The 16,611-nt window shown below is 67.8% G+C and carries 17 protein-coding genes and 1 tRNA gene; 13 read left to right on the top strand and 5 right to left on the bottom strand.

Translation table 11 applies throughout. The features are described from left to right. Positions 1 to 26: 26 nt before the first annotated feature. On the bottom strand, positions 27 to 575 hold the full coding sequence (ddpX, locus tag ACCD06_RS16880) for a D-alanyl-D-alanine dipeptidase (RefSeq protein ID WP_109074965.1): 549 nt from the start codon (positions 573 to 575) through the stop codon (positions 27 to 29). Positions 576 to 774: 199 nt separating this feature from the next. On the opposite strand from ddpX, the gene tsaB reads away from it, so the two are divergent. Then, entirely contained in the window at positions 775 to 1,509 is a 735-nt protein-coding gene (gene tsaB, locus ACCD06_RS16885) for a tRNA (adenosine(37)-N6)-threonylcarbamoyltransferase complex dimerization subunit type 1 TsaB (RefSeq protein WP_109074966.1), read from the top strand. Beyond that, a complete protein-coding gene (locus ACCD06_RS16890; protein WP_109074967.1) occupies positions 1,506 to 1,976 on the top strand; it encodes a GNAT family N-acetyltransferase in 471 nt (156 codons plus the stop codon). The genes tsaB and ACCD06_RS16890 overlap by 4 nt, the downstream gene beginning before the upstream one ends. 3 nt (positions 1,977 to 1,979) lie before the next feature. On the opposite strand, the gene ACCD06_RS16895 is transcribed toward ACCD06_RS16890, so the two are convergent. Then, positions 1,980 to 2,234 (bottom strand): sulfurtransferase TusA family protein, encoded by a 255-nt coding sequence (locus ACCD06_RS16895; RefSeq protein WP_109074968.1) that lies wholly within the window; start codon positions 2,232 to 2,234, stop codon positions 1,980 to 1,982. Positions 2,235 to 2,323: 89 nt separating this feature from the next. On the opposite strand from ACCD06_RS16895, the gene ACCD06_RS16900 reads away from it, so the two are divergent. The 9 genes from ACCD06_RS16900 to ACCD06_RS16940 all read left to right on the top strand — a co-directional run bounded on the left by ACCD06_RS16900 (position 2,324) and on the right by ACCD06_RS16940 (position 9,556). Next, positions 2,324 to 2,737, top strand: coding sequence for a MucR family transcriptional regulator (locus ACCD06_RS16900; protein ID WP_085087004.1), 414 nt, complete (start codon positions 2,324 to 2,326; stop codon positions 2,735 to 2,737). A 349-nt stretch (positions 2,738 to 3,086) separates the two neighbouring features. Continuing rightward, complete coding sequence (locus ACCD06_RS16905; protein WP_413341956.1) at positions 3,087 to 3,962, top strand: GNAT family N-acetyltransferase; 876 nt, start codon at positions 3,087 to 3,089, stop codon at positions 3,960 to 3,962. Positions 3,963 to 3,969: 7 nt separating this feature from the next. Beyond that, positions 3,970 to 4,881, top strand: coding sequence for a lysophospholipid acyltransferase family protein (locus ACCD06_RS16910; protein WP_413341957.1), 912 nt, complete (start codon positions 3,970 to 3,972; stop codon positions 4,879 to 4,881). Positions 4,882 to 4,928: 47 nt separating this feature from the next. Then, positions 4,929 to 5,002: transfer RNA gene (locus ACCD06_RS16915), tRNA-Gly, on the top strand. A 199-nt stretch (positions 5,003 to 5,201) separates the two neighbouring features. Next, positions 5,202 to 5,450: a hypothetical protein gene (locus ACCD06_RS16920; protein WP_109074971.1), complete on the top strand. Its 249-nt coding sequence runs from the start codon at positions 5,202 to 5,204 to the stop codon at positions 5,448 to 5,450. Positions 5,451 to 6,086: 636 nt separating this feature from the next. Next, positions 6,087 to 6,689: a YgjV family protein gene (locus ACCD06_RS16925; protein WP_413341959.1), complete on the top strand. Its 603-nt coding sequence runs from the start codon at positions 6,087 to 6,089 to the stop codon at positions 6,687 to 6,689. Between the two features lie 119 nt (positions 6,690 to 6,808). Continuing rightward, positions 6,809 to 7,252, top strand: coding sequence for a ferritin-like domain-containing protein (locus ACCD06_RS16930; protein ID WP_109074973.1), 444 nt, complete (start codon positions 6,809 to 6,811; stop codon positions 7,250 to 7,252). A gap of 178 nt (positions 7,253 to 7,430) precedes the next feature. Beyond that, positions 7,431 to 7,670 carry a hypothetical protein gene (locus ACCD06_RS16935; RefSeq protein WP_109074974.1) on the top strand — a complete coding sequence of 80 codons (240 nt, stop codon included), beginning with the start codon at positions 7,431 to 7,433 and terminating at the stop codon, positions 7,668 to 7,670. 95 nt (positions 7,671 to 7,765) lie between these two features. Then, a complete protein-coding gene (locus ACCD06_RS16940) occupies positions 7,766 to 9,556 on the top strand; it encodes a hypothetical protein (protein WP_413341962.1) in 1,791 nt (596 codons plus the stop codon). A 39-nt stretch (positions 9,557 to 9,595) separates the two neighbouring features. On the opposite strand, the gene ACCD06_RS16945 is transcribed toward ACCD06_RS16940, so the two are convergent. The 3 genes from ACCD06_RS16945 to ACCD06_RS16955 form a co-directional block, all read right to left on the bottom strand. Further along, positions 9,596 to 10,396, bottom strand: coding sequence for a DUF1003 domain-containing protein (locus tag ACCD06_RS16945; protein WP_413341964.1), 801 nt, complete (start codon positions 10,394 to 10,396; stop codon positions 9,596 to 9,598). A gap of 280 nt (positions 10,397 to 10,676) precedes the next feature. After that, the gene (locus tag ACCD06_RS16950; protein WP_109074977.1) at positions 10,677 to 12,500 is read right to left on the bottom strand and encodes a phosphoenolpyruvate carboxykinase (GTP); all 1,824 of its coding nucleotides are present in this window, start codon (positions 12,498 to 12,500) and stop codon (positions 10,677 to 10,679) included. A 489-nt stretch (positions 12,501 to 12,989) separates the two neighbouring features. Next, positions 12,990 to 13,922 carry a HugZ family protein gene (locus tag ACCD06_RS16955; protein ID WP_413341966.1) on the bottom strand — a complete coding sequence of 311 codons (933 nt, stop codon included), beginning with the start codon at positions 13,920 to 13,922 and terminating at the stop codon, positions 12,990 to 12,992. Positions 13,923 to 14,158: 236 nt separating this feature from the next. Here ACCD06_RS16955 and ACCD06_RS16960 point away from each other — a divergent pair, with 236 nt between their 5' ends. Together ACCD06_RS16960 and ACCD06_RS16965 are read left to right on the top strand one after the other, a co-directional pair. After that, entirely contained in the window at positions 14,159 to 14,854 is a 696-nt protein-coding gene (locus ACCD06_RS16960; RefSeq protein WP_109152051.1) for a response regulator transcription factor, read from the top strand. Continuing rightward, complete coding sequence (locus ACCD06_RS16965; RefSeq protein ID WP_413341968.1) at positions 14,826 to 16,547, top strand: stimulus-sensing domain-containing protein; 1,722 nt, start codon at positions 14,826 to 14,828, stop codon at positions 16,545 to 16,547. The genes ACCD06_RS16960 and ACCD06_RS16965 overlap by 29 nt, the downstream gene beginning before the upstream one ends. Positions 16,548 to 16,611: the final 64 nt, after the last annotated feature.

Raw genomic sequence — 16,611 nt, forward strand, 5'->3', positions numbered from 1 at the left:
CATCACCATTCTTGCACCGCCCGTCCTTACATCAGCCGGCCGCCGGCCGCCGCGTCGGTCAGCAGCGGGTAGCGCTCGGCTTCCGGAAGCTGATAGTGCCACCATTCCGACGGGTAATGCTCCCACCCGGCGCCGACCATCACGCCCAGCAGCAGGGTGCGGTTGCGCTGCTGTTCGGCGGTCAGGTCGCTGCGGCCATGGTGCGACCGCTCGGTCATCGCATCGAAGCCGGTGCCCATGTCCAGGGCCGAGCCGGCGCCATCCACCAGCGTCAGGTCGACCGCGACGCCGCGGGTGTGGTTGGAGCCCAGACGCGGGTCGGCGATGTAGACGGGGTCGGGAAAGGCGTGCCACAGCTTCCATTGCGCCTCCGCCGGGCGGAAGGCATCGTAAATCCGCAGGCGGCAGCCGATGCCGCGGGCCAGCCGGATGGCGTCGCCGAGCCGGCGGGCCGCGTCGGGATGCAGCAGGCACACCGCCGAGCGGTAGATCGGCACGCCGGACAGGTTGTCGGCGGTGGCGTAGAGAAGCTCCAGGTCGATGTCGAAGGCCGGAGGCGCGATCTCGGTCAGCATGGAATGGACAACCGTCGGCGTATGAGGAAAACGATCGTCCTCTAGCATGGCCGCGGCGCCATCTGCCATGGTCACGGGTCTGCCATGCCCGAGGTGGACTTTTCCAATGGAACGGCCCCCGCATGGCAATCCGGGGAAGGCGTGCCTGCGTATTAGAATTCGGCCGTCCGCATGACGCGGCGGCCAGGAAGGCGGAGCGATGAAGGTTCTGGGTCTGGATACGGCCACGTCCGGCTGTTCGGCGGCAGTGTGGGAGGGAACGGCCGGTCAGGCCGGCGGCGCGTGCGTGACCGTACGGCGCAGCCCGCCGATGTCGCGCGGTCAGGCCGAAGTGCTGGTGCCGCTGGCGCAGGAGGTGATGGCCGAGGCCGGCGTCGGCTTTGCCGACCTCGACCGCATCGCCGTCACCGTCGGGCCGGGCGCCTTCACCGGGCTGCGCATCGCCCTGGCCGCCGCGCGCGGCATCGCCGTCGCCCAGGGGCTGCCGGTGGTCGGGATCACCAGTTTCGACGCCATCGCGCATGGCGTGCCGGCGGCCGAACGCGCCGGCCGTTCGCTGCTGGTCGCCGTCGACAGCCGGCGTGCCGAGCCCTTCCTGCAACTGTACGACGTGGCGTTGACCCCCGTGGGCGAGCCGGCGATGCCCGACCCCTCGGCGATCGCCGGCTGGCTCGACGCACTGTGCCCGTCCGGTCCGCTGCTGCTGGCCGGCGACGCGGCGGCGGCGGTGCTCCCGCTGCTGGGCGGCCGGACCGACGTCGTCGCGGCGTCCGGCGACGGGCTGCCGGACGCCGCCGTGGTTGCGGCGCTGGGGGCGGCCCGCCCCACCGGACTGCCGGTCGAGCCCTTCTATCTCCGCCCGCCCGACGTCACCTTGCCGAAGGCTGCGGCCTCCAAGCCCGCCCCCAAGCCGGAACCGGGAGCGGCGGCATGACCGCGTCCTCCGTTCGCCTCCACCCCGCCGGCCCGCTGGAGGCCGGGGTGGTCGCGGCCCTGCAGCAGGCCTGCTTTCCCGACGATCCGTGGGACGAGGCGTCGGTCGCCACCCTGACCACGCCGCCGGCCGGCTTCGCCGTCATCGCGCTCGATGCGCAGGACCAGCCGGTCGGCTTCGTCATGGCCCGCGTCGCGGTGGAGGATGCCGAGATCCTGGCGATCGGCGTGCTGCCCCAGGCGCGCCGCGGCGGCATCGGCCGCCTGCTGGTCGAGGCTGCCGTCACCGGATCGCAGAACCTGGGTGCGACTGCGCTGTTTCTTGAAGTCGCCGAGGATAATCCGGCAGCATCGAGTCTATACAAGGCCAGCGGCTTTTTTTCCGTCGGGCGCCGCCCCGGATACTACAGGCGTGTCGACGGCCGGGTCGCCGCGCTTGTCCTGCGCCGCAATCTCGATGGGGCATAGGGGTTAATTTTTCCGCACGATCAGGCGGTGGACTCCGTCAGGATCATCCAATCGTTCGGGCTGGACAGACAGAATGCTGTGCCCCAACTCGATCAAGGATCGTGGAACGTTTTCCAAGGGTTCACCGGCATTCAGCCGGACTTCGAGTGTCTGCCCCGCGTCCATCCGTTCTACCATCAACTTGGTCTTGACGAAGGTTAACGGACAAACCTGCGAGGTGATGTCGAGAAACAAGTCTGCGGAGATTTTTTCGGTCACCGATTCCTCTTTGCTCCAAAGGATGGATATTGCACGACGCAGAAAACCTCTTTATATGGTGAGGTACGAATGCCGCGGAGCAAGCTTACATGAGCAACGGGTCCCCTTCCAACGCGCTGTTGTCTCTGACCACGGAGATCGTGGCGGCGCATGTCTCCAACAATACAGTCTCGCTGACCGATCTTCCGACTCTGATCGAACAGGTCTACAAGTCGCTGGCCAACGTCGGCACCGAACCGGTGGTGGCGGAGGAGCGGCCGCAGCCTGCCGTGCCGATCAAGAAGTCGGTGACGCCGGACTACATTGTGTGCCTGGAAGACGGCAAGAAGCTGAAGATGCTGAAGCGCCATCTCAAGACGGCGTACAATATGACGCCAGAAGAATACCGGGACCGCTGGGGCCTGCCGACCGACTATCCGATGGTCGCGCCGAACTATGCCCGTCAGCGCAGCTCGCTGGCCAAGCAGATCGGTCTCGGCACCCGCGCCCGCCGCGGCGCCTGAGGGCTGGGGCTTCCGCAGGGCGGACCGGCGTCATGACGGCGCCGCCGCCCGTGCCTGCCCTCTCCCGCTTCTTCTTTCCGCATTGGCTGCCGGGATATCGAGGGTCCCAAGGGGCCACATCCCCGAGGCGGACGATCCCTGAAGGTCGTAGCAGGTTTCGGCTGACGGCACGCGACGATGTCGGTTGACCGGCAACCGGCGGATCGTGTTATGCCTTGTGGTGCGTGCGACGCTGTCCGTCCCGACCCTGGCCGCCGTGGCCTGGCGGCGGCAAGCCGGCGCGGCGCACAGTCGAGAACCATCGCAGCGGACCGTCGACATGGCTGATGCAAGCTTGGACCAGCCGGGAATGACCCGGACTAGCCCGGAGCGGAGCGACGCGTCCGCACCCGAGGACGCCACCATCGAAAAAGCGACCGCCGGCGAAAAGCTGACCGACGGCATCCGCCTCGGCACGCTTGAAGTGCGGCTGGCCCGCTCCGCGGAGGAGATCGACTGGGCGCAGGCCTTGCGCTACCGCGTCTTCTACGAAGAGATGGCGGCGATCCCCTCCCCGGAGATGCAGGCCCGGGGGCGCGATTTCGACGATTACGACGGCGTCGCCGACCATCTGCTGGTCATCGACCATTCCCGCGGCAACGGCCCCGACATGGTGGTCGGCACCTACCGCCTGATCCGCCGTCCCGCCGCCGAGAAGGTCGGCCGCTTCTATTCCAGCGACGAATACGACATCGGCCGCCTTGCCAGCTATCCCGGCGAGGTGCTGGAGCTTGGCCGGTCCTGCGTCGACGCCGGCTATCGCACGCGCGGCAGCATGCAGCTGCTTTGGCAGGGCATCGCGGCCTATGTGTTCCAGCATGACATCGCCCTGATGTTCGGCTGCGCCAGCCTGCCCGGCACCGATCCGGATGCCATGGCGGAGCCGCTGTCCTACCTCTACCACCATCATCTGGCCCCGGCGGATCTGCGGGCGACGGCCTTGCCGGAACGCTTCGTGTCGCTGGACCGGATGGCGAAGGAGCACATCGACCCGCGGCGGGCGCTGAATATCCTGCCGCCGCTGATCAAGGGCTATCTGCGGCTCGGCGGCTTCATCGGCGACGGCGCGGTCATCGATCACCAGTTCAACACCACCGACGTCTGCATCGTGGTGAAGACCGATCTGATCACCGACAAGTATTTCAAGCATTACGAACGTCGCAGCCGCGACAGCCAAACCGGCTGAGGCGATCATGACCCGCACCGCGCGCGCCCTGGGGTCGTCCGGCCGCGGCGCCCTGCGCCTGACGCTGTACCTGCTGTGGACGCTTCTGCTGATCCCGCTGCAGGCATTGGCGGTGGCGCGCGGCTGGCGGCTGTGCCGCACCCTGCCGCCCTTCTACCACCGGGTCTGCGCCCGGCTGATGGGGCTGGACGTGGTGGTGAGCGGCCAGCGGGTGGCCGACGGGCCGGTGCTGTTCGTGTCCAACCACTCCTCCTACCTGGACATTACGGTCCTGGGCTCGCAAATCCCCGGGTCCTTCGTCGCCAAGTCGGAGGTCGGGAGCTGGCCCTTCTTCGGCCTGCTGGCCCGGCTTCAGCGCACGGTGTTCGTCGAACGCAAGGCACGCAATTCGGTCGACAAGCAGCGTGACGACATCGGCAGCCGTCTGGATGCCGGCGACAGCCTGATCCTGTTCCCGGAGGGCACCTCCAGCGACGGCAACCGCACGCTGCCCTTCAAGACCGCCCTGTTCGCCGTTGCCGCCCGCCGCATCGACGGCCGTCCGCTCATCGTCCAGCCGGTCAGCATCGCCGCCACCCGGCTGGACGGCATCCCGATGGGCTTCGCCTTCCGCCCCTTCTATGCGTGGTACGGCGACATGGATCTGGCGCCGCACCTGTGGCAGGCCTTCCGCCTGGGCGGCATGACGGTGGAAGTGGAGTTCCACCCGCCGGTGACCATCGATGGCTTCAGCAGCCGCAAGGCACTGGCCGAGCATTGCCAGCGCGTGATCGCCGACGGTGTCGCCCGCGCCATCTCCGGCCGCCCCGACGGGCCGTCCCCGGCGAAGCACGCCGCCGTCCCGGCCGCCGCCGGTACCGCCACGAGTACCGCCACGCCCGTGTCGCCGGTCGCCGATCCCGCTCCCGGGAGTGCTTGATTCCGCTCTTGTATCCGCCGCTGCAGTCGCCTATAAACAGCGGGCGCGCGGGTGTAGCTCAATGGTAGAGCAGAAGCTTCCCAAGCTTACGACGAGGGTTCGATTCCCTTCACCCGCTCCAAACGCCGTGCCGCCTGCATGGCAACCGGCCTTGAGCCGCTCCCTTCCAAAATCCGATTTTTCTGACGAGCGGTTCGCATCGAGGGGTGCGGATGGGCGCTCTCCTTTGCGTTGGCGGTTCGCCGATGGCGCGGTTGCCGGGATCGCCCGCAATCCCTGAAGCTGGGCGCCATTGTCCCTCAGCCGAAAGGAGAACGCCGATGCCGCCGATCGAAAGAGCCCGCCGGCTGAGCCGGTCCCTGCAGGCCCGCTTCCGCATCGACCTGTTCTCCGCCCTCGTGGAGCGCGAGTTCGAACGGCGGTTGGCCGACGCCATCCTGGAGGCTGAACGCGACGCCTACCGCCGTGGGCGCGAAGAGGCGCAGGCCGGGGCGAATGGCGGCGTGGTCAGTCCATCTCCGCGGCCGGAAGCGGCGGTTCGGCCGGGCGGCCCGCCCATGACCATGTAAGACCGGCCCGCTCGGCACAGGCATAGTGCCAGGGGTTCTGATGGCCATGTCCGGCCCAATGCGGGTCGCCGGCGCGGATCGGCCGGCCGCAGCCACAGCACAGATGCCTGTTGCGACCGGCACGGCCACCGTGGCCGCGCGCTTCGCCGGTCTTGCCCGATTTCGGCTTCGGTTCCCAGCCAAGCGAGGCAGGATGGCGGCCGTACAGCGCCATGATGATTCCCCCAGTTCGTCCGGATTGCGCCACTTACCGGATGATCCCCCGATCCCGGTCCGGCAGCGTCGATAATGACACAGTCGATAACGATTCTGCCGTGACGGTGCGAGAATGCCGCTGCACGCCTTCAAAGCCAACGGCAAGGATGGTCGGGATCCTCTCCGAAATCGTCGGGCCGCCTCCTGACAAACCCTTCACAACCCCTTCAACGGAGGGGCAATGAGGCAGAGGACATACAATAATCACCGGAGTTATCCGCAAGCTCCACATGATTGCGTTTCCAAACTGTCGGGGACATCGCCGCGACCATCTTTTGGTCTGTTTCCGGTCACATCGATGTTCATATCTGGTTAACCGTCCGGGACTAGCGTCCGCCGCCTTCGCTGCACTGCGGCATGTTTTTCATGCGAAGGCGCTTCATGACGGTATTTCTGCTCGATTATCTTCCAACCCTCTCGGCCCTTCCCGCAACGATCTCGCCGGTTGTCATGACCGGCATTGCCGGGTTGTCGGCCGCCACCCTGTCGACGCTTCTCGGCGGCCGGCGGGCGATCCTGACGGCGCAGGCGGCGGCCTCCTCGCTGTTCCTGCTCCATTTCCTGCTGCTGGGCGCCTGGACAGCCATGCTGATGTGCGGGCTGGGGCTGATTCAGATGGCGGTGCGCGTCCAACGGCAGCCATCCCGGACACTCGGCCTGCTTTATGGGCTGACGGTGCCGGCGGCGCTCGCCGTGGCGGTGCTGAGCTGGCAAGGGCCGATGTCGGCGCTGTCGGCCACCGGCTTCCTGCTGGCGACGCTCGGCCGCTGGCAGACCGCGGTCGGACGGATGCGGGTGTTCTTCGTCATGGCGACGGTGGTCGGGGCTGGGCACAACCTGCTGGCAGGATCGGTCTTCGGCCTGATGTCGGACGCGATGGGGCTCTGCGGGCATTGCGTCGGCCTGTGGCGGGCCGGGATGCTCCGCAGCCCGATCCGCCGCCAACCGCCCACCACCCGCGGTCTGTCCGAAGCGTCGGCGTAAGGGTACGGCCACCGGCGTCAGGCCCGTCGCACTGGTATTGCCCCCGGCGGCAGGTTGGAACATTCGGGCCCGCCGCCGGGTTGTGGCAGCGTAGGGGACGCATGGGAGGGCCTGCCGCCATGGAAAAAGACGAGATCGTCGATACGCTCAATGACCTGATCCGCATCGTCGAGGATAGCCACGAAGGCTACCGGCAGGCGGCGGAATCCGCCGAGGACGAGGATCTGAAGGCTCTGTTCAACGATCTCGCGGCCCAGCGCGGTGCCATCGTGCGCGAGACTCAGCGGCTGGTCGCCGAACAGGGCGGTGCGCCGGACATGGGCGGCACCATGCTGGGCGGTGCACACCGCTTCTTCCTGGAACTGAAATCCGCCGTGCTCGGCCATGACCGCGTCACCATCATCCAGGAGGTCGAGCGCGGTGAAAGCGAATGCCTGCGCCGTTACGAAGAAGCGATGGCAAAAGAGCTTCCCCTGCCCATCACCGCGGTGATTGCCCAGCATCTCGACCGCATCCGCGTCGACCGTGACCGCATGGCCGCCCTGCGCGGGGTGGTGGCATGATAGTGCGTCGCAGCATTGCGGGTGTGGGAAAGCGGGCGTAGGCTTTTACCGGTGGCTGCAACGCATTGATACGGCTGTAGGGTCGTATCGCAGCCCCCGCCGATTACCGGCTCCGATCATCCGGCCCCGCTCATCGAACCCCGGTGGCCGGATGTCCACTCCATCTGGACATGGATTGATGAACAGCGACAAATCGAAAAATGCAGACCCGGTCGGCAACGATCTGGTGACGAAGGGCGCTTTCGCCCTGTACCGCGCAGAGAACGCCCACCGCGTATCCGAGTTCAAGAAGTCCAAGAACGCCGAGGCGGCCATCGCCGCCGATTTCGACGCCTACCGCACCCGCTATCTGCGGAAGTTCAAGGACATCTCCGACAGCCTGTCCGAACAGGGCCTCACCGTCACCCACGCGGTCTGACCCGTCCCGCAGAACCGGGACCTATGGGGCCGGGGCAGCACTGAAACGAATGGGAAAGCCGCGGGGCCGCCGCTATACTGCGCGGCATGGCCCGTATGCTGTTCCTCCGCGACATCGACGCCGACGTGCAACTGCGCTGCCGCACCTGCGGACATGGCGGCGTGCTGCCCCGTGCCATGCTGGAACGGCGCTTCGGCCCCAATTACCCGGTTCTGTCGATCGCGCCGCATTACCGCTGCTCGCGCTGCGACTCCCGCGACATCGAAAGCCGGCCGATCCTGGCCGAACCCCTGGCCGCCGGCCTCCCCGCCGCCAGCAATGACGAGCCGTCCTTCGATGCGCCGCTGGCGGCGCTGAACGGGCTGCTCGCCTCGCTGCGCGGTAGTGACGGCGGCCGGGACAGGACGGCCGATGCGGAGGAGCCGCCCGCCCCCCCTCCCCCTTCACCGGCGCCCGTTCGCGGCAAGCCGGTGTTGGAACGTCCGCTGTCCGATCTCGTGGCCGACGGTCCGGCGGAGGATGGCGCCGCTCCGCTGTGGGAACCCGTTTCGCTCGCCGACATGGCGCGCCTGGGCCGCCCGTCGCCGCCCGACGATTGGGATGACGATTGGGACGATAAGCCGGCGACGGGCGATTCCAGGACTGCCGCCAACGACGAGCGGCCGGAGCCAGCCCGCGAGGAGGTCGCCGACGCCGGTGCCCCGGACGGTGCCGACTTCGAAGTTGGCGATCCCGAAGAAGATGATGGTGACGAGACGCTGATGGCGATGCGCCGGTTGCTGGCGCAGGCCTACGGCTCCGACGACGATGAGGACGACCCGGCGCCTGCTCCCCAGACCGCCCGCGCTGCAAGCTTTGCCGAGCACCCGCCCGCTGATGGTCCCGCCGGTGAGGGGCCGGACCTGCATGGCGGCGATCAGGGTGAGGACGACCTGGGCGGGGAAGACCGGGGCGGGGACGAGCCGCCGGTCTTCTCGCACAAGGTCCTGGTGCGCAGGGATTTCGAGGACGACGGCGCGGACGCGGGGGCCGATCCCTGGCACCTGGAGTCCGGGGACGACGGCCAGGAGGATGATCCCGAAGACGGCGGTCCGGATGGCGAGGAACCGTCGGAGGAGGAGATCCTGTCCTTCGCCATCCGCGACCCGGAGAAGCCCGCCCCGGCTCTCGCCTCCCGTCCGGCGAAGCCCGCGCCGCCGCCTGCCGAACCGTTGGACTTCGACCAGCATCGCGCCGAACGCCGGGCCCAGCGCCCGCCTCCGCCGCCGGAGGATGAGGAAGGCTTCGATCGGACTCTCGCCGCCCTGCGCTCCATGATCGAGGACGCGGCGAACGAGCCGGCGGAGGAAGAGGAGGACGCTGCGCCGCCGCCGGCCAAGGGACCCCGCAACGCCGGCAGGATGGTCGAAAAGCCCGCCCGTCGCGAGGAGCCGGATGATCCGGCACCTGACCGGGGCGAGGATGACTGGTCGGTGCCCGCTGGCTGGGGTGACCCCGATCCGGTGCCGGAGGCTGCTGCCCCGGAACAGGAACCGGAACAGGAAAAGGACCCGGCACCCGCCGGCCGCCGCTCCGCCCAGGAGCGCGAGATCGAGGAGGCGATGAAGGCCCTGCGCGGGCTGATCGAGGACGAGATACAGCCGGATTCGCCGCCGCCCGCTTCCCAGCCGAAACCCCGCGCCGCCAAACCGCGCCCGCCGGCCCGCAGCGGATCGGCCGCGCCGGAGGCAGGGCCGCCGCCCAATGCCAAGCTGCCGGATGTTCAGCCGGAGACGGCAAAGCCCGCCAATCCGGAAACCAAGCCCGCCGGCGAACCGACACCGCTCAGCAAGACCATCGCCGCGCTGCGCGGCATGCTGGAACTGGACGGCCGCCGCAAGCGCTGATGCGCCGCCCGGCGATGCTCTTGTCCGGCGGTATCCGGTTCACTTGCGCAGCCGTTTTTCCTGCATGATTTCCAGCTGCAACTGCTGAATTTCGGTCAGCCGCTGCCATTGGCGCTGGATCAGATAGTCCATCTTCTCGTGCAGATGCCGGATTTCCAGCTCGGCCTTCAGGTTGACGCGATAGTCGTTTTCGGAGCGCAGCCGGTCCTTCGCCTCCTGCCGCTTCTGGCTCATCATGATGACGGGCGCCTGGATGGCGGCCAGACAGGACAGCAGCAGATTCAGCAGGATGAAGGGGTAAGGATCGAAGGCCCGCGCTTCGCCTTCGAGGATGTTGATGAGCATCCACACGCACAGGACAACGGCGAAGGAGATCAGGAAGGCCCAGCTGCCGCCGAAGCTGGCGAGACCGTCCGACAGCCGTTCGCCCAGCGTGCGGTGGTCGTCGTACTCCTCCTCCGGGTTCTCGGCCAGCGTCTCGTGCCGGGCGAGGCTTTCGGCGACCTCGCGGTCCAGTTCGCTGAGTTCGCCATGCTCCTCCTTCAGCAACTCGGCGACATAGAGCGAGCGGTAGCGTGCCAGCTCCTGCCGGCTGATCTGCGCGTCCGGTTCCAGATGCGGGTGGTCGTGGCGGATGCGGTCGGCGAGGCTGGGGCGCAGCGCGTCCAGCGCGATCAGGTCGCGCTTCGGCCGGCGCTTGCCGCTGATGGCGCAGGGCTGGCGCTTGGACGACAGCAGGCCGCCGGCGTCCTCATGCTCGGCCGATTGGAAGGTCGGTTCCGCGGAGTCGTCACCATCCTGCGGTGGGCCATCCTGCGGTGGAATCTGATGATCGGACATGAGTCGCCCTCCCTGGCATGCGCGAACCGGCGCGGGCGACTTTATGCCCGATCTTTTTGACACGCCGGTTAAATCACCGACAGGCAAATGCGGCAGGTAAGGATGGCATCGCCTTGCAAAGGCTGAACCTCGGCGATCCCGCCCCCCGACCCCAGCGCCGGCGAGGCGGTTTCGGATGAATTCCCGTTCATCTTCACCGCCGCAACGGAAAAGGGGCCGCCTTGCGGCAGCCCCTATCCTTACCTGCTGACAGGCCTTACGTACTGACGGCTTCGGCCGGTCAGCCGATGCGCCAGACGTCCGGGCTGTTCTCCAGCCGCTTCAGGAGGGCGAGGCGCTGCTGCTCGATCTCCTCCGGCAGGCGGTCGCCGAAGCGGTTGAACAGTTCTTCCTGGTCCCGCGCCTCGGCCTCGGCCTCCTTGCGGTCAATGTCCATGATCTTGGCGAACTTGTCGGCCGGGAAGTTCAGGCCCGACCAGTTCAGATCCTGGTAGCGCGGGGAATAGCCGAAGGGCGATTCCGCCACGTCGGTGGCACGGCCGCGGACGCGGTCCACGATCCACTTCAGCACGCGCATGTTGTCGCCGAAGCCCGGCCAGACGAACTTGCCGTTCTCGTCCTTGCGGAACCAGTTGACGCGGTAGATGCGCGGCAGGCTTTCGATCTTGCCTTCCATCGACAGCCAGTGGTTCCAGTAGTCGGCCATGTTGTAGCCGCAGAAGGGCAGCATGGCGAACGGATCGCGGCGGATGGCGGCCTGGCCGACGGCGGCGGCCGTGGCCTCCGAGCCCATGGTCGCGGCCCAATAGACGCCTTCGCGCCAGTTGTAGGCTTCGAACACCAGCGGGAAGGTCTTCGACAGACGGCCGCCGAAGATGAAGGCGCTGATCGGAACGCCGGCCGGATCCTCCCAGGCCGGGTCGATCGACGGGCACTGCGCCGCCGGGGCGGTGAAGCGGCTGTTCGGGTGGGCGGCGACCCGGCCGCAGCCCGGCGTCCAGTCCTTGCCCTGCCAGTCGATCAGGTGCGCCGGCGCCTCGTCGGTCAGGCCTTCCCACCACACGTCGCCGTCGTCGGTCAGGGCGACGTTGGTGAAGATGACGTTGTGGTCCAGCGTCTTCAGCGCGTTCGGGTTCGACTTCACGCTGGTGCCGGGGGCGACGCCGAAGAAGCCGGCCTCCGGGTTGATGGCGCGCAGCGTGCCGTCCGGCTGCGGCTTGATCCAGGCGATGTCGTCACCGATGGTGCGGACCTTCCAGCCCTCGAACTCCTTCGGCGGGACCAGCATGGCGAAGTTGGTCTTGCCGCAGGCCGACGGGAAGGCGGCGCCGACATAGGTCTTCTCGCCGGTCGGGCTTTCCACGCCCAGGATCAGCATGTGCTCGGCCAGCCAGCCCTGCTCGCGGCCCATGGAGGACGCGATGCGCAGCGCGAAGCACTTCTTGCCGAGCAGAGCGTTGCCGCCATAGCCGGAGCCGTAGGAGACGATGCGGTGCTCTTCCGGGAAGTGGACGATGTACTTGTTGTCGGCGTTGCAGGGCCAGGCCACGTCCTGCTGGCCGGGCTCCAGCGGGGCGCCGATGGAATGCAGGCAGGGAACGAAGTCGCCGTCGCCCAGGATGTCCAGCACCTTCTGGCCCATGCGGGTCATCAGGCGCATGTTGACCGCGACATAGGGGCTGTCGGAGATCTGCACGCCGATGTGCGCGATGTCGGAGCCCAGCGGCCCCATGCTGAACGGCACCACATACATGGTGCGGCCACGCATGCAGCCTTCGAACAGGCCGTCCAGCTTGGCCTTCATCTCCACCGGGTCCATCCAGTTGTTGGTCGGACCGGCTTCCTCGCGGGTGCGCGAGCAGATGTAGGTGCTGTCCTCGACACGGGCGACGTCGCCCGGATCGGAGCGGCAGAGGAAGGAGTTCTGGCGCTTGGCCTCGTTCAGGCGGATGAAGGTGCCCGCTTCCACCATCTCGTTGCAGAGACGGTCATATTCTTCCTGCGACCCGTCGCACCAGTGAACGCGCTCCGGCTTGCATTTCAGCGCGATCTCCTCGACCCAGGCCAGGAGCTTCTTGTTCCGCGTCCGCGTATGTCCAGTCATATCGTCCCTCTCGAAGGCTGGGCCGGTCCCCTTGCGCCCGGGCATGCCCCTCGCCGGGGGTCCCGCGGCCGGTCCGGCCGTTCTTTCGTCCGTTGTCGTGTCGTCAGATGGAAGGCGGCCGCCGCATCAGCGGGGCGCCGGTCCGAAGAGGCGGCCGGGTTGGAAACCCGCCGCGATGCGCTGCACCGGCAGGGTGCGGCGACGATACGGTGCAAAAGGTGGTCCTGAGGCGACAGGTCTGGGGGCCAATGGCCCGGACGGGAAACGGGTCGATCCGTTATGGTCCACTGAAGTGTTCTCCTGGTTGCGCGTGCCCGCGCGCCGCGTTCTTGTTTTTGGTGCGGCGCCCGGTGGTGTCGAAGCGACCTCTCGGCTGGTCGTTCAGGCTGACGGTTGGCTTCTCGTCTCTCTCGTTGTTATCTTTTTTGCTGACCGTTCTTCTTGTTCTTCTTTTTATCTTCTTGTTGTTCTTCCCGGCGCTGGGGTCCGTCAGGCACCCTCGTCGCCGGCTGTTTCGGTTCCAGCCTTTTCGGTCCCGGATGTCGATCCTCCGGGTTGTCCGGACCCGTCCTGCGGCCGGATCAGCGTGTCCAGCATCAGTTTAGCCGATTCGGGGTCATGGATTCTCTGCTCAAAATCGACGCGGGCGACGTACCCCCCGCGTCGCAGATCGCATCCCTCCGGGTCCACGCCGGTCAGGCTCCAGCTGTCGCCCTCACCATCGGCGGCGGGCGCCAGTCGGGGGCCGTACCCCGCGCCGTTCAGGCGGTCGAGCAGCGCCGCCTCGCCCGCCGCCAGGGCGGGGACTGCGGCGGGAAGGTCCAACTCCGAAGCGGAGAGCCAGTGGATGCGGCCGAAGCCGGCGACCAGATGGGCACGCTCCACCGCCACGCGGTAGATCGCGAAATCGGCGAAGCCGGCATAGAAGGCGGCGTCGGGATGGCGGCGCAGATAGCGCTCGCGGTGGATCGGATCGTCCGACCGCTCCGCCCGGCCCAGGACCGACAGGCGGGCGCCGGTTAGCGGCTGCGCCAGTCCGGCGGTGCCGTCGAACAGCAACCCGATCCGGCCGTCGGCCAGCAGGTTGCGCGTATGATCGGCCAGCGTGGAGAGCAGAAGCAGCGGACTGCCGTCATGATCGAACGCCACCAGCACCAGCGAGGGATAAGGCCAGCCGGCGGCGTCCGCCACCGCACCGTCATCGGCCGGCCGCTGGGCGGTCGCCAACGCGGCGCGGTCGCAGGCACGCATCAGGCGCCGGGCGCCCAAGGCCGCAGCCATGGTTGCCGGAGCCGGGATGGCCGGATCCTGTATGGCGGACTCCGGGCCGCTCCGGCCGGTGCCCGGCGGCGTCGCGCCCTCCTTGCCGTCCGGCGTGGCGCCGGCCGGAGAGGACGCGGGAAGGGCGTTCGAAAAACTCATTCCAAAACGAGTGCGTTCTCCCGCGCGGCACCGTTGTTCGGCGCCGCATTGCCGCCATATTGGACCATACAAATGCTGCGGGAAAAGGGAAAACTGCCTCTGGTACCTGGACTCTGGCATAAAGTATTGGAATGACCACTCCTCCTATGCCTGATGTTTCCGCTAACATTTCTGAGAACCGGCACTTCGACCACCCCGACCTGACCTGACCCGTTTCAATAGGATCTGTTACGACCATGGCCCACACCGTCGCCCTGGTGGATGACGACCGCAACATCCTGGCTTCGATCTCCATCGCCCTGGAGGCCGAAGGTTTCGACGTGCGCACCTACACCGACGGCGCCGAGGCGCTGCGCGGATTGAGCCAGCGCCCTCCCGACCTCGCCGTGCTCGACATCAAGATGCCGCGCATGGACGGCATGGAGTTGCTGCAACGCCTGCGTCAGACCAGCCAGATGCCCGTCATCTTCCTGACCAGCAAGGACGACGAGCTGGACGAGCTGATGGGCCTGCGCATGGGGGCCGACGACTACATCAAGAAGCCCTTCTCGCAACGCCTGCTGATCGAGCGCATCCGGGCGCTGCTGCGGCGCGAGGCGCTGCGCGGCGAGACCGTGGAGGCCGATCCGGGCCAACTCATCACCCGCGGGCCGCTGCTGCTGGACGGCGCCCGCCATGCCTGCAGCTGGAAGGGCCAGCCGATCGACCTGACCGTGACCGAATTCCTGCTGGTGCGCGCGCTGGCCCAGCGGCCGGGCCATGTGAAGAACCGCGACCAGCTGATGGACGCGGCCTATGGCGAGCACGTCTATGTCGACGACCGCACCATCGACAGCCACATCAAGCGGCTGCGCAAGAAGTTCAAGGCGGTCGACCCCGACTTCTCCCAGATCGAAACGCTCTATGGCGTCGGCTACCGGTACAAGGAATAGCGCGGTGTCCACGCTGGGCCGGGGCAGGACCAGACGGCGCGTGTCGCCGCTGACCCTGCGCATCCTTGCGGTGAACGTGCTGGCGCTGGTCCTGCTGATGGCCGGCCTGCTCTATCTCGGCCGCTATCAGGACCGGCTGATCCAGGCGGAGACCGAGGCGCTGGAGACGGAGGCGCGCATCTTCGCCTCGGCGCTCGGCGAAGGGGCGGTGAACCGCATCCTGACCGCCCCCTCCCCCACCGGCGACGAGGGGGGCGAGCGGTTCGAACTGGCGCCGGAACTGGCCCGGCCGATGATCCGCCGTCTGGCGGAGGCGACGGCGACGCGCACCCGCCTGTACGACATCGACGGGCGCATGCTGTCCGACAGCCGGGTGCTGGTGGGGTCGCAGGGCCGCATCGAAATCCGCGAGCTGCCCTCCCCGCCGGCCGGCGACCCGCTGTCGCGCGCCATCAACGACCTCTACACCCGCCTGATCGACGTGGTGCCGAGCCGCGAGGGGCTGCCGGTCTACCGCGAGCAGCCGGGCGAGCCCAACCCCGATGTGGAACGCGCGCTGGGCGGCGAGGCGGCGGCCACCGTCTGGCGCGTCGATGGGGCCGGCGGCGATCCCGAATTGCTGCTGACCGTGGCGGTGCCGGTCCAGCGCTACCGCGAGGTGCTGGGCGCGGTGCTGCTGACCCGCGGCGGCGGTGAGATTGATCGCGCCATCCGCTCCGTCCGCTTCGACATCCTGCGGGTGTTCGCGGTGGCGCTGCTGGTGACGGTGGGGCTGTCCTTCTATCTGGCCGGCACCATCGCCCGGCCGATCCGCCGGCTGGCCCAGGCCGCCGACCGGCTGCGCACCAGCCACGGACGCCATGCCGAGATTCCCGACCTGACCCGCCGCGGCGACGAGATCGGCGAGCTGTCCGGCGTGCTGCGCGAGATGACCGACGCGCTGTGGACGCGGATGGACGCCATCGAACGCTTCGCCGCCGACGTCGCCCACGAGATCAAGAACCCGCTGACCTCGCTGCGCAGCGCGGTGGAGACGGCGGGTCGCGTCAGCGATCCGCGCCACCGCGACCGGCTGATGGCGATCATCGCCGACGACGTGCAGCGGCTGGACCGGCTGATCAGCGACATCTCCAACGCCTCCCGCCTGGATGCCGAACTGTCGCGGGCGGAACCGGAGCCGGTGGACATCGGCCTGCTGCTGACCATGCTGGCCGAACTGCGCCAGACGGTTGCCGAAACCGTCGATGAGCCTGTGTCGGCCGGCGGGACGGGAGAGGCCGCCGCCGCGCCGCCGCGCGTCGTCGTGGACGTGCCGGCGGGCGAGCGGCTGGTGGTGCCGGGGCTGGAGGGCCGGCTGACCCAGCTGTTCCAGAACCTGATCGACAACGCCCTGTCCTTCTCGCCGCCCGGCGGTCTGGTGCGGCTGACCGCCCGGCGCAGCGGCCGCAGCGTCACGGTGGTTGTGTCGGACCAGGGACCGGGCATCCCGGAGGGGAAGGAGGAGGCGATCTTCGACCGCTTCTATACCGAAAGGCCGGCGGGCGAAAAGTTCGGCACCCACTCCGGTCTCGGACTATCGATCGTGAAGCAGATAGTCGGTGCGCACAACGGTTCAGTATTTGCGCAAAATAGGAAGATATCGGATGGGAGCATCGATGGTGCCGACTTCGTCGTGACCCTGCCTCTGCTGTAAGAAGCTCTGCGGAATTTCATACATCCTTTGCACTCTCGGCTAGACAAGCCGCCTGTAAGCACCG

Source organism: Azospirillum sp. CT11-132, assembly GCF_047302835.1.
Lineage (GTDB): Bacteria > Pseudomonadota > Alphaproteobacteria > Azospirillales > Azospirillaceae > Azospirillum.

Bases quoted from the DNA above. Each gene is read 5' to 3' on its own strand.
- ACCD06_RS16920 (WP_109074971.1), top strand. From the start codon at position 5,202: ATGCCGCCGATCGAAAGAGCCCGCCGGCTGAGCCGGTCCCTGCAGGCC.
- ACCD06_RS16900 (WP_085087004.1), top strand. From the start codon at position 2,324: ATGAGCAACGGGTCCCCTTCCAACGCGCTGTTGTCTCTGACCACGGAG.
- ACCD06_RS16945 (WP_413341964.1), bottom strand. From the start codon at position 10,396: ATGTCCGATCATCAGATTCCACCGCAGGATGGCCCACCGCAGGATGGT.
- ACCD06_RS16960 (WP_109152051.1), top strand. From the start codon at position 14,159: ATGGCCCACACCGTCGCCCTGGTGGATGACGACCGCAACATCCTGGCT.
- ACCD06_RS16955 (WP_413341966.1), bottom strand. From the start codon at position 13,922: ATGAGTTTTTCGAACGCCCTTCCCGCGTCCTCTCCGGCCGGCGCCACG.
- ACCD06_RS16890 (WP_109074967.1), top strand. From the start codon at position 1,506: ATGACCGCGTCCTCCGTTCGCCTCCACCCCGCCGGCCCGCTGGAGGCC.
- ACCD06_RS16930 (WP_109074973.1), top strand. From the start codon at position 6,809: ATGGAAAAAGACGAGATCGTCGATACGCTCAATGACCTGATCCGCATC.
- ACCD06_RS16935 (WP_109074974.1), top strand. From the start codon at position 7,431: ATGAACAGCGACAAATCGAAAAATGCAGACCCGGTCGGCAACGATCTG.
- ACCD06_RS16905 (WP_413341956.1), top strand. From the start codon at position 3,087: ATGACCCGGACTAGCCCGGAGCGGAGCGACGCGTCCGCACCCGAGGAC.
- ACCD06_RS16925 (WP_413341959.1), top strand. From the start codon at position 6,087: ATGACGGTATTTCTGCTCGATTATCTTCCAACCCTCTCGGCCCTTCCC.
- ACCD06_RS16965 (WP_413341968.1), top strand. From the start codon at position 14,826: ATGGCGTCGGCTACCGGTACAAGGAATAGCGCGGTGTCCACGCTGGGC.
- tsaB (WP_109074966.1), top strand. From the start codon at position 775: ATGAAGGTTCTGGGTCTGGATACGGCCACGTCCGGCTGTTCGGCGGCA.
- ddpX (WP_109074965.1), bottom strand. From the start codon at position 575: ATGCTGACCGAGATCGCGCCTCCGGCCTTCGACATCGACCTGGAGCTT.
- ACCD06_RS16950 (WP_109074977.1), bottom strand. From the start codon at position 12,500: ATGACTGGACATACGCGGACGCGGAACAAGAAGCTCCTGGCCTGGGTC.
- ACCD06_RS16910 (WP_413341957.1), top strand. From the start codon at position 3,970: ATGACCCGCACCGCGCGCGCCCTGGGGTCGTCCGGCCGCGGCGCCCTG.
- ACCD06_RS16940 (WP_413341962.1), top strand. From the start codon at position 7,766: ATGCTGTTCCTCCGCGACATCGACGCCGACGTGCAACTGCGCTGCCGC.